Source organism: Mesorhizobium sp. WSM3626, assembly GCF_000513935.1.
Classification (GTDB): Bacteria; Pseudomonadota; Alphaproteobacteria; order Rhizobiales; family Rhizobiaceae; genus Mesorhizobium; species Mesorhizobium salmacidum.
This window is the reverse complement of sequence record NZ_AZUY01000007.1, coordinates 69,193-83,835: the sequence shown is the minus strand read 5'-3', so window position 1 is coordinate 83,835 and position 14,643 is coordinate 69,193. Positions and strand designations below refer to the sequence as shown.

The following is a 14,643-nucleotide window of genomic DNA, read 5'->3' as shown; positions in this document are numbered from 1 at the left end:
AGTGCCGTAATGAGCGGGATTGACGGGCTCGCTCTGTTGAGTCCATGCTTGAAATCTGGAGCAGGGCAGTACAGCGTATGTTGATTAGCCGGATAGACGTTCGACGAACCGCCGGCGGCCATATGGAGGTCATTTGGTGAGCGCTCTGGCAGCTGCCAAGATCTCATCCGGCGAGGCGCAGGACTGCGCCGCAGAAGCCATCCATGTCGAGAACCTGCACAAGAAATTCGGTCAACTGCATGTGCTGAAGGGCGTATCGCTGTCGGCACGCGACGGCGAGGTCATCGCCATCATCGGCGGCTCGGGCTCGGGCAAATCGACGCTGCTGCGCTGCATCAACTGCCTGGAAAATCCGACCAGCGGCATCATCCGGGTCAATGGCGAGGAGATCAAGCTCAAGGCGGACAGCCATGGCCACACCATTCCGGCCGACCGCAGGCAGATCGAACGCATCCGCTCCAAGCTCGGCATGGTGTTCCAGAACTTCAACCTGTGGAGCCACATGACGCTGATCGAAAACGTCATCGAGGTTCCCGTGCATGTACTGGGCGTCAAGCGCGACGAGGCTGTCGCCCAGGCCGAAAAGCTGCTGGCGCGCGTCGGGCTCGCTGAGAAGCGCGATGTCTATCCGGCCTATCTCTCCGGTGGCCAGCAGCAGCGCGCCGCTATCGCTCGCGCCTTGGCCATCAATCCGCGCGTCATGCTGTTCGACGAACCGACCTCGGCCCTCGATCCTGAACTGGTCGGCGAAGTGCTGAAGGTGATCGGCGATCTGGCGCGCGAAGGCCGCACCATGGTGCTGGTCACCCACGAAATGAAATTCGCCCGCGAGGTCGCGACCCACGTCGTCTACCTCTACAACGGGCTGGTCGAGGAGGAAGGACCACCGGAGCAGATCTTCGGCGCGCCCAAATCCGAAAGGCTCAAGCAGTTCATCCGCAACATCGGCTAGGGAACGGCCGGGACGGAAGAAAACCGGGAACCAACAACAAACTGGGAGTTCTGAAAATGAAGACTGTTCTGAAGACATTTGCCGCGGCGCTGCTGCTCGGCGTCGCCGCCATGAGCGTGGCCAAGGCCGATCCGGTCAAGATCGGCGTTGCCGCCGAACCCTACGCGCCCTTCACCTCGCCCGATGCCTCGGGCAAATGGGTCGGCTGGGAGATCGACTTCATCGACGCCGTTTGCGCCGAGGAAAAGCTCGATTGCGTCATCACCCCTGTCGCCTGGGACGGCATCATCCCGGCGCTGACCACCAAGAAGATCGACCTCATCGTCTCGTCGATGTCGATCACCGACGAACGCAAGAAGACCATCGACTTCTCGGACAAGTACTACAACACGCCGACCGCGATCATTGGCCCGAAGGACCAGAAGTTCGGCGCCACGCCTGACGATCTCAAGGGCAAGGTCCTCGGCGTCCAGGTGTCGACGGTGCATGCCGTCTACGCCAAGAAGCATTTCGGCCCCACGGCATCCGAGATCAAGGAATACCAGACGCAGGACGAAGCCAACAACGACCTTGCCGCCGGCCGCCTCGACGCGGTGCAGGCCGATTCCATCGCGCTCAAGGAGTTTCTCAAGACAGACCAGGGCAAGGCCTGCTGCGATCTCAAGGGCATGGTGGCCCCTGACGACGAAGTGCTCGGACCGGGCGTCGGCGCCGGCGTGCGCAAGGAAGACACCGATCTGAAAGAGAAGATCAACGCCGGCATCAAGGCGATCCGCGCCAACGGCAAATATGACGAGATCTCGAAGAAATACTTCGATTTCGACATTTACGGCGGCGCCACCCAGTCGAACTGACGACCCTCGCATGGGCTGGGAGGACGGGGCGCTGACGTCCCCGTCCCCCAGCTAGCCAGTCCACGCATGCTTGCCGCCGGCCGCTGGTGCCGGCGGATCGAGCCAGCAATCCGGGGGCGACGCTGATCGAATCCTTTCTTCCGGCCTCCGCGGCCGGCATCGTCGAACTCCTCTCGCCGGCGCCCGTCGGCTGGGGTGGGACGCTTTTGCTCGGGCTCATGCATTCGCTCGAGATCGCCGTCGGCGCCACAATCGTCGGCCTGCTGATTGGAACCTGGGGTGCCTATGGCAAGCTCTACGGCGGGCCCGTGGTGCGCGACCTGTTCGCGGTCTACACCACGGTGGTGCGCGCCGTGCCGGAACTGGTGCTGATACTGCTGCTCTATTATGCCGGCACCGACCTGATAAACCAGGTGCTGACCGCGATGGGTTACCAGCGTGTCGATATAAGCGGGCTGGTGGCCGGCATTGCCGTGCTCGGCTTCGTCCAGGGCGCCTATTCGACGGAAGTCATCCGCGGCGCGATCCTCGCCATCCCACAGGGCCAGATCGAAGCCGCTCGCGCCTTCGGCATGTCTCCCGGCCTTCTGTTGCGGCGCATCACGCTGCCGGCGATGCTGCCTTTCGCCATTCCGGGCCTCGCAAATCTGTGGCTGATCGCCACCAAGGACACCGCTCTGCTGGCCGTCGTCGGCTTCTTCGAACTGACGCTGGCGACACGACAGGCGGCGGGCGTCACCAAGGCCTATCTGGTTTTCTTCCTCGCCGCGGGCGTGCTCTATCTCTGCGTGACGCTGGTTTCGAACTTCCTGCTTGGCCGCGCCGAGAAATGGGCGCGGCGCGGCATGCCTTCCATCAAGGAGGCACGCTGATGACCAGCGAAACAGCCGTCATCGACACGGCGGCGCGCGCTTCGCTCTGGCTGCAGCCACATCGCATCGTGCTGATCCTCATCGCGTTGGGGCTCGTGGCGTCGGCCGCCTATTTCATGCGCTGGGACTGGCTGCCGCAATATTGGGAAATGGGCCTGATGGGCATCTGGCGTGCCCTGTGGATCCTGGCCGTCACCTGTACGCTCGGCTTCATGATCGCGTTGCCCGTCGGGCTGGCGCAGGCGGCCGGTTCGATCTGGGTCGCGGCACCGGCGAAAGTGTTCTGCACCATCATTCGCGGCACGCCGCTGCTTCTGCAGCTATGGCTGCTCTATTACGGGCTGGGCTCGCTGTTCCCGCAATATCCATGGATCCGCGAATCCTGGATGTGGCCTTATCTCAGGCAGGCCTGGCCGTACGGCGTGCTGGCGCTGACCTTGTCCTTTGCCGGCTATGAAGGCGAAGTGATGCGCGGCGCCTTTGCCGGCGTGCCCAAGGGGCAGCTGGAAGCCGCGCGCGCCTTCGGCATGAGCCGCTGGAAGATCTTCTGCCGCATCTGGCTGCCTCAAGCCTTCTACCGGGCGCTGCCGACGCTGACCGGCGAGACCGTGCTGCAGCTGAAATCGACGCCGCTGGTGGCGACCATCAGCGTGATCGACATCTTCGCCGTCTCGTCCAAGGTGCGGCAGGACACCTATCTCACCTACGAGCCCTTGCTGCTCCTGGCGTTGATCTATATGGCGATCACCGGCATTCTGGTCTTCGCCTTCAGCCGGATCGAGGCGCGGATTCCGGTCAAGATCGGGTAAGCGAGTAGTGAACAGGAAATAGTGGGCTGCTTGCCGGTTTTATCCTACTGACTACTCCCTATTTCCTACTCACTCAGGAGCAGCCCTGATGCAACTCAGTCTCGACCAGGCAAAAGGACTTTGCCGGATGGCGGCACTTGGCGCCGGCGCCAATGAGGAAGCGGCGCAATCGCTCACCGCCTCGATCATCGCGGCCGAGGCGGAAGGACTTGCCACCGTCGGGCTGTCGCATTTCATCGATTACCTCGAGGCGTTCGAGGCCGGGCGCATCGACGGCAATGCCGATCCGGTGATCACGCGGCCGGCGCTGGCCATCTATCTCTCGGACGCACGCCGCGGGCTGGCGCATACCGGATTCGACCGCACCATCGACGACCTCGCCAAGGCGGCAAGACTGTTCGGCGTGGCCATCTTCTCGCAGAAAAACGCCTATACGTGCGGGGCGCTCGGCTACTTCACCGGCCGGCTGGCGGCGCAGGGACTGGTGTCCTTCGCCGCCACCAACGGCCCGGCCGTCCTGGCCGGCTCGGGGTCGGTCAAGCCGGTCTATTGCACCAACCCGATGTCGTTCGCCGCGCCCGCCGCCGACGGCGCGCCGCTGGTCATCGACCAGTCGTCGAGCGCCACCGCCTTCGTCAACATCCGCAAGGCGGCGGAAGACGGCAAGAAGATACCCGAAGGCTGGGCGCTGGACGCAAGCGGCAATTCGACGACCGACCCGGCCGCCGCCATGAAGGGCGCCATGCTTGCCTTTGGCGGCCAGCGTGGCGCCAACATCGCGCTGATGGTCGAAGTGCTGGCGGCGGGCCTGTCGGGCGCCAACTGGTCGCTCGACGCACCGTGGTTCAGCGGCGGTCCCGACAGTCCGGGAACCGGCCTGTTCGTGCTTGCGGTCGAGCCGAAGCTACTCGATCCGGATTTCGAGCAGCGCATGAAAGACCAGCTCGACCGGCTGCGCCGACGCTATGGCGTGCATGTGCCCGGCCGCGCCCGGGCCGAAGCGGTCGAGAAGGCGCAGGCGCGCGGCATCACCGCGCCCAAGGCGGTGATCCAGCGCATCTCCGAATTCGCCGAGCGCTATTCGGCCTGAAGAAACTGACGAAATTTCCCGCGCGTCGGTGAACCTTCCCACGCGTCCCGACGACCAATGGCTGTCCGGGTCGGGTTTGCCCGGTCGGTGTCTTCTGTCGGATGCGTTCAGGGCTGGGGCGGGCGTACTTGCTTCACGCCACGCTGATACCGTCTCAGGTCAGGCCGCCTCGTTGGACCCTGCTTTCGGCGCGAACGTCACCCGGAAAACCCCGCTTCGGCGGGGTTTTCTGCGTCTGTCGTTCGCGGCGCCAAACATGATGAAAGTGCCATGCGCTTTCGCGGAAACCGCTTCACACTTTTTCTGGAATTGCCCAAGAGACAACGATGACGCGACGACGCGTCACCCTTTGCCTTTAGCGCAAAACGGACTATGAAACGGCTCAGCCAAGCCATCTGGAACGCGCGCCGGAGCCCGCCATGACCGAAATCCTGCAGACCCCAAAGCTCGTCGTCGTCTTTGGCGGGTCAGGCTTTGTCGGCCGTCATGTCGTGCGGGCGCTGGCCAAGCGTGGTTATCGCATCCGGGTCGCCTGCCGGCGGCCCGATCTTGCCGGCCATTTGCAGCCACTCGGCAATGTCGGTCAAATCCAGCCGGTGCAGGCCAATGTGCGCGTACGCTGGTCCGTCGACCGCGCCGTGCAAGGCGCCGATCACGTCGTCAATCTCGTCGCCGTCCTGCATGAGAGCGGCCGTCAGAAATTCTCCGCCGTGCACGAATTCGGTGCTCGCGCTGTCGCCGAGGCCGCGCGCGCCGTCGGCGCCGGGCTCACCCATATTTCGGCGCTCGGCGCCAATCTGGAGTCCGAATCGGTCTACGCACGCACCAAGGCGCTGGGTGAAAAGGCCGTTCTGGAGGCGATCGCGGACGCCGTCATTTTCCGGCCGTCGATCAATTTCGGGCCGGAGGATGCGTTCTTCAACCGCTTCGCCAACATGGCGCGTTATTCGCCGGTGCTGCCGCTGATCGGCGGCGGCCAGACCAAATTCCAGCCGGTCTATGTCGGCGATGTTGCTGAAGCTGTTGCGCGCTCGGTCGACGGCAAGATCGATGGCGGCCAGGTCTACGAGCTTGGCGGCCCCAACGTGCTCACCTTCAAGGAGTGCATGCAGGAAATGCTCACCGTGATCGAGCGCAAGCGCCTGCTGGTGCCCGTGCCGTGGTGGGTGGCCAACATCCAGGCCTCGATCCTCGGCCTGCTGCCCAACCCGATGCTGACCAAGGACCAGGTGACGCAGCTGCGTGAGCACAACATCGTTTCGGACGTAGCCGCCAAGGCCAACCGGACACTGGCGGGGCTCGGCATCCAGCCGCAATCGATCGCGACGATCCTGCCCAGCTACCTCTGGCGCTTCCGCGCCGCCGGCCAGTTCCAGCAGCGCAAGCCCGCGGTATAATCTCCAAGCGTCAGCCCTTAACGATGATGACGAGGCGTGATCCGCATCGGCAACCCGCCTTGCGGCTGCGTGGTCAGTTTCTGCACCGGCCAGGGTTTTGTTTCAGCGGTCGCGTCGAAGCGGAAGCGTGACAAAAGGATGGCGAGCGCGATGATCGCCTCCTGCATGGCGAAACTGGCACCTATGCAGACGCGCGGTCCCGCACCGAAGGGCAGATACTGGAAGCGGTCGATCTTTTCACGGTTTCCCGGGTGGAAGCGTTCGGGCAGGAAGGCGTCGGGCCGGTCCCACAACTTCCTGTGGCGGTGGACGACCCAGGGCATCACCAGCACGGCGGCGTGCTTGGGAATATAAAGATCCCTCCACATTTCCGGCACGATCGGCTCGCGGTTGATCGATGGCGCCGGTGGGTAGAGCCGAAGCGCCTCGTCGAAGGCGGCGCGTGTCAGCGGCATGACGTCGAGCCACTTCGTCGGATCGGGCTCGCGCGCCAGCACCTGGTCGATCTCCTGTTCGACGCGGTCGCGCTCCCAGGGCGATTCGGCCAGGCAATAAAGCGTCCATCCGAGCGCGCGCGCCGTGGTCTCGTGTCCGGCACCGATGAAGGTGATGATGTTGTCCTCGACTTCCGGGCGTGTCAGTCCGTCGGGGCCTTCGGCCTTGAGCAGCAGCGTCAGGAAATCCTGGGGCACGGCATCGGGGTCGCGCCTGAACCTCTCTTCGCGCATCTTGACCGTGTCGGTCACGATCTTGCGGAAATAGGCCATCGTCTTGCGGCCGCGGATGCGGGTCAGCCGTGGCAGCCAGTCGGGCGCACGCAAGAGGTCGAGCGGGTCGACCCGGCCCATGGTCTCGAACAGGCGGTCGATCTCGTTTTCGAAACTGCCCGGCTCGCCTGCGATCTCGCCGGAAAACAGCGTCTCGGCCAGGATGTCGTAGGTAAGCAGCGTCATGTCATGGGCGATATCGGACGTGCCGCCCGCCTCGTAACGGGTGACGAACTCCAGCGTGCGTTTCAGCATCGGCTGGGCAAAGCCGAAAATGTGGCGCGGTGTGAACACCGGCGCCATCGCCTTGCGCGACCGCTTCCACACCTCGCCCTCGGCGGTCAGCAGGCCATCGCGCAGGATCGGCCTCAGGATCTTCTGGCGCACCGTCGCCATCTTGTAGTTTTTGGCGTTGTCGACCAGCACATGGCGGATCAGGGCGGGATCATTGGCGATGACCAGCGGCCCGCCGGCGCCCTTGGCCGAAATCCAGGGTTCGTTGTAGGTCGGCTCGCCCCAGAGTTCGAGCGGGTTGCGATAGACGATGCGGATCATCTCCAGCGTCGAAGGCGGCGACGTGCGCGGCTTCGGGGCGGGAGGAACGAAAGGGGCGGGCTGACTATCCATGGAGTGCTCCGCTGTTCCCATCAATGTAGTGGCTGGCACACCGGGCGTCCATGTGGCCAAACGGCAGAGCGGACCATGACTTCAGGAACGCAGGGCAGACAGTCTGTTCATCCGATCGTGACCGTTCCGTCAGGGCTCCGGCCTTGTCCGCTGGAACGCTCTGCCGTAGTGACGGTCACCAACGGATACCGCCCGACAAAGGAGCCTGCCTTGAAGCACCTGTTGAACATCATCATCGGCAGCACGCGGCCCGGCCGCGCCGGCTCGGTATTTGCCGAGTGGCTGGAGACGTTCGCGCGCGAGCACGGAAAATTCGAGCCGGTGCTGACCGACATCGCCGCGTTCGGTCTGCCGGTGCTGGACGAACCCTATCATCCAAGGCTCGGCAATTATCAAAACGACCACACCAAGGTCTGGTCGAAGGCGATCGACGCCGCAGACGCCTTAGTCTTCGTGGCGCCGGAATACAATTATTTCGTGGCGCCCGCGATCGTCAACGCGATCGACTATCTCGCCCGCGAATGGAAATACAAGCCAGCCGCCATCTTCAGCTATGGCGGTGTTTCCGGCGGCCTGCGCGCGGCGCAGGCGCTGAAACCGCTGCTGACCGCGGTCGGGATCATGCCGATCCCGGAAGGTGTCGCGCTGCCGCTGTACCAGAAACTGCTCGACGAGAATGGCGCCTTCGATGCCAGCGAGCAGGTGCGGGGCGGAACCAAGACCATGCTGGACGAACTGTTGCGCTGGAGCGAGGCGTTGAAACCGATGCGCGCTGCCTGAGAGAGCCGCTCTCAGCGCGGCTTGCTCGCGCCATAAAGAGGTGGAATGGTCGGCAGATGACTGAGCCGGGGGCGGTTCGACTTGCGTTTGCTGTTTGCCTTGCTGCTTATGCTTGCGACCACCGCCGCGGCGGTGGCGGAGCGGCGCGTGGCATTGGTCATGGCCGATGACGACTACCGGCTGGTCCGGCCGCTTGCCAACGCCGTCCATGACGGCGAGGCGATGGAGACGGCGCTGAAGAAACTTGGTTTCGAGGTGGTGCTCGAAACCAACCGCGACCTCAGGCGCATGCGCCGCGCGCTCGACGATTTCCGCGAAGACGCCAAGGGCGCGGACGTAGCGCTGGTGTATTTCTCAGGCCATGGCGTCGAAATATCGGGCGACAACCGGCTGCTGCCGGTTGATGCCGACGCGTCTTCGCTCGATGCGCTGGACAAGACCAGCCTGCCGCTGGAAGAGGTGCGCGACGCGGTCGCCGCCACCGCGAAAGTCGGGCTGATCGTGCTCGATGCCTGCCGCAGCGATCCGTTCTCGGGGAGCAGCGGCACCGGTCGTGGCGCGACCTCGCTGGCCAAGGATGTCGCCGACAGCGTAAAACCGGGTCTTGGCCGCATCGGGCGGGCGGAAAACATCCTGTTCGCGTTCTCGGCCGCACCCGGCGAGACGGCCGCCGATGGCGCCGGCCAGAACTCACCCTTCACCACGGCGTTGACCAAATATCTCGGCACCGACGGGCTCGAGATTCGCTCGGTGCTGACGCTGGTGCAGCAGGAGGTCTACGACCTGTCGCGCGGCAAGCAACTACCCTATGTCGAGAGCGGCCTGCCTAAGCTGTTTTTCGCCGCTGCCGCCAAGGAACAATTGCCGGAGCGCGAAAGGCTGCTGCTGGCCATGGCCGACGTGACGCCGGAGATGCGGGGCGAGGTCGAGCGGATCGCCAGCGACGCCGACATGCCGCTGGCGCCGCTCTATGGGGCGTTGATCAGCGCCGACACCAGCCATCTGTCAGCGGAGAGCCTGAATGCCCGGCTGCGCGAAGCGGCGGACGCCTTCGTCAAGGTGCGCGCCGAGATGAAGACGCTGGCTGCCGACGATCCGCGTGTGACGGACCTGCGCCGTCAGGCCGAGGAGCAGCTGGCCCTGGGTGCCTTCGGCACCGCGCAGGCGAAGTTGGCCGAGGCGGTCGGCATCGACGAAGTGTCGCGCAAGGCGCTGAAGGTGAATTTCGTCGATCGAACGCTGTCGCAGGCCGCGACGCTGTTCCTGTCGGCGGGCACGGCGCGCGCCGACCTCGATTATGCGGCGGCCATCAAGGGTTATGAAACGGTGCTGTCGCTGTATGGCGAGGCCGGGCAGACCCCGCTCAGCCTGGAACAAGCCGACCGCCAGAGCAGCACGCTGGACGAGCTCGGTCTGCTCTATACGACGGTCGGCAATGTCGAGGCGGCCGGCCGGGCCTTCACCGCCCTGTTGGCCAACCTCGAGCAGCGGTCGCTTCGGGAAACCGATCCCAGCGTCAAACGCGATCTCGCCATCAGCCACATCAAGCTCGCCAACATAGAGATGGCGCAAGGCGACCTGCCAAACTCGCTCGAAAACTATGAGGCGGCCAGGGGCATGCTGCAGGAGCTGACCGCAAGAGTGCCGGACAAGAAAGACTGGCTCGGTGATCTTGCCACGGCCAGTGACAAGATCGGCAACGTGCTGGCGACGCAAGGCGATGTGGGTGCGGCGGCCCAGGCCTATCAACAAAGCTTGTCGATCAAGCAGAAATTGGCCGACGCCGAGCCGAACAGCGCTTATCTGCTGCGCGACCTGACCATAACCTATGACGAAATCGGCGACCTTGCCCGTACCGCCGGCCAGTTGAACAGCGCCCAGACCGCCTTTGAAGAGAGCCTGAGAATCCGGCTGGCGCTGGCCGAGAACAAACCCGACGACCTTGAGCGCCAGCGGGCTGTCTCTGTCAGCCACGAGAGGATCGGCGACGTGCTGCGTGAGCGAGGCGACGCCGCCGGTGCGCTTGTGGCCTACAACAAGAGCCAGGCGATCGCCGGGAGCCTGGTGCGCCGCGACCCTAACGATACCGACTTGAAGCGCGACCTGTCGATCAGTTACGCCAAGATCGGCAACGCGCTCAACGACCAGGAGAACTGGCCGGCAGCACTGGTCTTCTATCAGAAAGCGCTGGCCGTAGCGCGTGACCTTGCCCGGAGCGACCCCGGCAACACCGGCTGGCAGCGCGACCTGTCGGTCTGTCTGGAAAAGGTTGCCGTTGTGCTTGATGCGCAGGGCAATGTCAGCGAGGCGCTGCAAAACTACCAGGACAGTCTTGCCATTGCCGACCGGCTGGCCCAGCTCGACCCAGGCAATTCCGACTGGCAACGCGACCTGTCGATCACTCTGTCGGAAATCGGCATGCTGGAGACCAAGCAGCGCCACTTCGAGGGCTCCAAGAGGGCCTTCGAAGCCAGCCTCGGCATCCGCCAGCAACTGGCTCAGTCCGATCCGAACAATGCGGTTTGGCAATTTGATCTGGTGCAGGCTTACATCAACTATGCGTATGTGGCCAAGGATCCGAAGGCGGTGCTGACCAAGGCGCTGAACCTGACGCTGGAGCTCGACCGCACCGGCAGGCTGGCACCCAGGGACAAATCCACGATCAAATATTTGCGCGGCCTTCTCGCCAAAATCAACGCCCGAAAAGAATAGCCGGCTGCCGGCTTGGGATTTGCGCCGGAAATGCCTGCAAACCTTGGAAAAACCGCCTTTAGCGCCTATATCTAATCGATCTCAGAGGCGCGATTCGGGGCCAATTTTTCGCGCTGCAAAAACGGCATCTAGACAATAGGTTTTCATGAGCGACCAGACCGAGAACACCAACGGCGCTGAAGCCGAATACGGCGCCGATTCCATCAAGGTTTTGAAGGGGTTGGATGCTGTCCGCAAGCGGCCGGGCATGTATATCGGCGACACCGATGACGGCTCGGGCCTGCATCACATGGTCTACGAGGTGGTCGACAACGCCATCGACGAGGCGCTGGCGGGCCATGCCGACCTGGTTTCGGTGACGCTCAATCCCGATGGCTCGGTGACGGTTATCGACAATGGCCGTGGCATTCCGACCGACATTCACCCCAGCGAGGGCATTTCGGCGGCCGAAGTGATCATGACGCAGCTGCATGCCGGCGGAAAATTCGACCAGAACTCCTATAAGGTGTCTGGCGGCCTGCATGGCGTCGGCGTCTCGGTGGTCAACGCGCTATCGGCCTGGCTGAAGCTCAAGATCCGCCGCAACGGCCAGATCTTCGAAATGAGCTTCACCCATGGCGATGCCGACGCGCCGCTGAAGGCCACCGGCAGCTACGAGCAGAACAAGCGCCCGGGCACCAATGAGGGCCGCAGCGGTAGTGAGATCACCTTCTTTCCGTCCGCCGAGACCTTCACCATGGTCGAGTTCGATTTCGGCACTCTGGAGCACCGGCTGCGCGAGCTCGCCTTCCTGAACTCCGGCGTGCGCATCGTGCTGACAGACGCCCGTCATGCCGACGTCGTGAGGCATGAACTGCACTATGACGGGGGCCTCGAAGAGTTCGTCAAATATCTCGACCGGGTCAAGAAACCGCTGATCGAGAAGCCGATTTCCATCAGGGCCGAGCGTGACGGCATCACCGTCGAAGTGGCGATGTGGTGGAACGACAGCTACCACGAGAATGTGCTGGCCTTCACCAACAACATTCCGCAGCGCGATGGCGGCACACATCTGGCCGGTTTTCGCGGCGCTCTGACCCGTCAGATCACCGGTTATGGCGAATCCTCGGGCCTCACCAAGAAGGAAAAGGTCTCGCTGATCGGCGACGATTGCCGCGAAGGCCTGACGGCTGTGCTGTCGGTCAAGGTTCCCGATCCGAAATTCTCGTCGCAGACCAAGGACAAGCTGGTCTCGTCGGAAGTCCGTCCCGTGGTCGAGGGGCTGGTCAACGAAGCGCTCGGCACGTGGCTCGAAGAGCATCCGAGCGAGGGCAAGGTTGTCGTCGACAAGGTGATCCAGGCCGCGGCGGCGCGCGAAGCCGCACGCAAGGCGCGCGACATCACCCGCAAGACCTCGCTCGGCGTCACCTCGCTGCCGGGCAAGCTGGCCGACTGCCAGGAACGCGACCCGGCGAAGTCCGAAATCTTCATCGTCGAGGGCGACTCGGCCGGCGGCTCCGCCAAGGGCGGCCGCTCGCGCCAGAACCAGGCGATCCTTCCCCTGCGCGGCAAGATCCTCAATGTCGAGCGGGCCCGCTTCGACCGAATGCTCTCGTCCGACATGATCGGCACACTGATCACCGCGCTCGGCACCTCGATCGGCAAGGACGAATTCAACGCCGACAAGCTGCGTTATCACAAGATCATCCTGATGACCGACGCCGACGTCGACGGCGCCCATATCAGGACCCTGCTGCTCACCTTCTTCTTCCGGCAGATGCCGGAGCTGATCGAGCGCGGCCATCTCTACATCGCCCAGCCGCCGCTCTATAAGGTGACGCGCGGCAAGAGCTCGCAATACATCAAGAATGAGAGCGCCTTCGAAGAATTCCTGATCGTTTCAGGGTTGGAGGAAGCTTCCCTTACGCTTGGCTCTGGGGAAGTGCGGACCGGACAGGATCTGCACGGCGCCGTTGCCGATGCGCTGGCTGTGCGCCAGCTCATCAACGGCTTGCACACGCGCTACAACCGCAATGTCGTCGAGCAGGCGGCGATCGCCGGCGGGCTCAATCCCGATGTCTTCGCCGATCTCGGTCGCGCCAACGCGATGGCGGAGCGGATCGCGCAACGCCTTGACATCATTGCCGAAGACACCGAGCGCGGCTGGACCGGCCGCATGTCCACCTCGAACGAGGGCATCGGCGGCTATGTCTTCGAACGCACCGTGCGCAGCGTCAAGGAATATGCCCATCTCGACATGGCACTGATCAATTCCGCCGACGCACGCCAGCTCGACCGCTACGCCCAGCGCCTCAGCGAGGTCTACGGGGCGCCGCCAGTGCTGCGCCGCAAGGAGGTGTCCGAAACCGTGTCGGGACCGCTGGCGCTGCTCAACGCGGTCTTCGCGACCGGCCGCAAGGGACTGACCATGCAGCGCTACAAGGGTCTCGGCGAGATGAATGCCGAGCAGCTCTGGGAGACCACGCTCGACCCGAATGTGCGCTCGCTGCTGCAGGTCAAGGTCAACGACGCGACCGATGCCGACAGCCTGTTCTCGCGGCTGATGGGCGACGAGGTGGAGCCACGACGCGAATTCATCCAGGACAACGCACTGTCGGTCGCCAATCTGGACATTTGAGGTTTCGCCCAGCCTTTTCGGTACATTGGCGTAGCTCGGGCGCGCGCCAATAATGAGGACCTGCCGGAACAGAAGGCCTTCAGAGACATTGTGACAGTGTCGATCACAATTTCTTGCAGGAGGCTTTCATGGGACGCGGCATTCTACTCTGGTTGCTCGGAGTTCCGATTCCGATCATCATTCTTCTCATGCTTTTCATGCGATAGGGGGCCGCTATGCAGTCCGCCACTCTATCGGCTGTAGACGTATCAGCTTCAACGGAATCGTCCTCCACCGCCGTCAGCTGGGGACCGATCATTGCCGGCGCCTTCGCGGCCTCGACGCTGACGTTCATCCTCATGCTGCTCGGCTCGGGCCTTGGATTGAGCATGGTGTCGCCATGGTCGGGTTCCGGTGCATCGGCCACCACTTTCGCGGTATCGACCGCCATCTGGCTTATCATCGTGCAATGGCTGTCGTCGGGCGTCGGCGGCTACCTCGCGGGCCGGTTGCGCACCAAATGGGTCGGCATCCACACCGACGAGGTCTATTTCCGCGACACCGCGCACGGCTTCCTCGCCTGGGCATTGGCCACCTTGCTGGTCGTCGGCGTGCTCGGCTCGGCGCTTTCCGCCGCGATTGGTTCAGGCGTCCAGGCCGTGTCCACCGTGGCCTCGGGAGCCGCCATGGGTGCGTCGGCCGGTGCCTCGGCCAATGCCAGCGCCACCTCGGCCGACAATGCGACGTCCTATCTGGTGGATTCGCTGTTCCGCCCGGCCGATCCGGCCAAGCTCGCGACCGCCAATCCAGGCGACGAAGCGGCCGCGGCCGGGCAGGCCTCGCGCATCCTGATCGCCGGTGCTGTCGCGGGCGAGGTCCCCGCGGAAGACAAGACCTACCTTGCCCAATTGGTCGCCGCGCGCACCGGTCTTTCCGAGGCAGACGCCAAGACGCGTGTCGACACGGTGCTGGCGAAGGCGCAGGACGCGAAGGTCAAGGCAAAACAGGCGGCCGACACGGCAAGGAAGGCAAGCGCCACCTTTGCGCTCCTCGGCGCCTTGTCGCTGGTCATCGGCGCCTTCATCGCCAGTGCGGCCGCCGCGCTCGGCGGCCGGCAGCGCGATGAAGAGGAAGCGGTCTTCCTGACCAACGGTTGAAGGCAGCATCACGCCAGAATCACAGAGCCC

Annotated in this window: 11 protein-coding genes; 10 read left to right on the top strand and 1 reads right to left on the bottom strand. The window is 63.8% G+C overall.

Annotated features, from left to right (window positions below; translation table 11 throughout):
- Positions 1–136 precede the first annotated feature (136 nt).
- The 6 genes from M653_RS0107785 (at position 137) to M653_RS0107760 (ending at position 5,974) form a co-directional block, all read left to right on the top strand.
- Complete coding sequence (locus M653_RS0107785) at positions 137–952, top strand: ABC transporter ATP-binding protein (RefSeq protein WP_051442619.1); 816 nt, start codon at positions 137–139, stop codon at positions 950–952.
- A 56-nt stretch (positions 953–1,008) separates the two neighbouring features.
- Positions 1,009–1,806 carry a transporter substrate-binding domain-containing protein gene (locus M653_RS0107780; RefSeq protein WP_027142829.1) on the top strand — a complete coding sequence of 266 codons (798 nt, stop codon included), beginning with the start codon at positions 1,009–1,011 and terminating at the stop codon, positions 1,804–1,806.
- 206 nt (positions 1,807–2,012) lie between these two features.
- On the top strand, positions 2,013–2,678 hold the full coding sequence (locus tag M653_RS0107775; RefSeq protein ID WP_027142828.1) for an ABC transporter permease: 666 nt from the start codon (positions 2,013–2,015) through the stop codon (positions 2,676–2,678).
- On the top strand, positions 2,678–3,487 hold the full coding sequence (locus M653_RS0107770; protein WP_027142827.1) for an ABC transporter permease: 810 nt from the start codon (positions 2,678–2,680) through the stop codon (positions 3,485–3,487). The genes M653_RS0107775 and M653_RS0107770 overlap by 1 nt, the downstream gene beginning before the upstream one ends.
- Positions 3,488–3,575: 88 nt before the next feature.
- Positions 3,576–4,577: an Ldh family oxidoreductase gene (locus M653_RS0107765; RefSeq protein ID WP_027142826.1), complete on the top strand. Its 1,002-nt coding sequence runs from the start codon at positions 3,576–3,578 to the stop codon at positions 4,575–4,577.
- 419 nt (positions 4,578–4,996) lie between these two features.
- Positions 4,997–5,974 carry a complex I NDUFA9 subunit family protein gene (locus M653_RS0107760; RefSeq protein WP_027142825.1) on the top strand — a complete coding sequence of 326 codons (978 nt, stop codon included), beginning with the start codon at positions 4,997–4,999 and terminating at the stop codon, positions 5,972–5,974.
- Positions 5,975–5,991: 17 nt separating this feature from the next.
- Here M653_RS0107760 and M653_RS0107755 read toward each other — a convergent pair whose 3' ends face one another.
- Complete coding sequence (locus M653_RS0107755; RefSeq protein ID WP_027142824.1) at positions 5,992–7,368, bottom strand: cytochrome P450; 1,377 nt, start codon at positions 7,366–7,368, stop codon at positions 5,992–5,994.
- A 210-nt stretch (positions 7,369–7,578) separates the two neighbouring features.
- Here M653_RS0107755 and M653_RS0107750 point away from each other — a divergent pair, with 210 nt between their 5' ends.
- From M653_RS0107750 to M653_RS0107730, 4 genes are all read left to right on the top strand, one after another.
- On the top strand, positions 7,579–8,148 hold the full coding sequence (locus M653_RS0107750; protein ID WP_027142823.1) for an NADPH-dependent FMN reductase: 570 nt from the start codon (positions 7,579–7,581) through the stop codon (positions 8,146–8,148).
- Between the two features lie 81 nt (positions 8,149–8,229).
- Positions 8,230–10,860 carry a caspase family protein gene (locus M653_RS0107745; RefSeq protein WP_027142822.1) on the top strand — a complete coding sequence of 877 codons (2,631 nt, stop codon included), beginning with the start codon at positions 8,230–8,232 and terminating at the stop codon, positions 10,858–10,860.
- 145 nt (positions 10,861–11,005) lie between these two features.
- On the top strand, positions 11,006–13,477 hold the full coding sequence (gene gyrB / locus M653_RS0107740) for a DNA topoisomerase (ATP-hydrolyzing) subunit B (protein WP_027142821.1): 2,472 nt from the start codon (positions 11,006–11,008) through the stop codon (positions 13,475–13,477).
- 215 nt (positions 13,478–13,692) lie between these two features.
- Complete coding sequence (locus M653_RS0107730; protein WP_027142820.1) at positions 13,693–14,613, top strand: membrane protein; 921 nt, start codon at positions 13,693–13,695, stop codon at positions 14,611–14,613.
- Positions 14,614–14,643 lie beyond the last annotated feature (30 nt).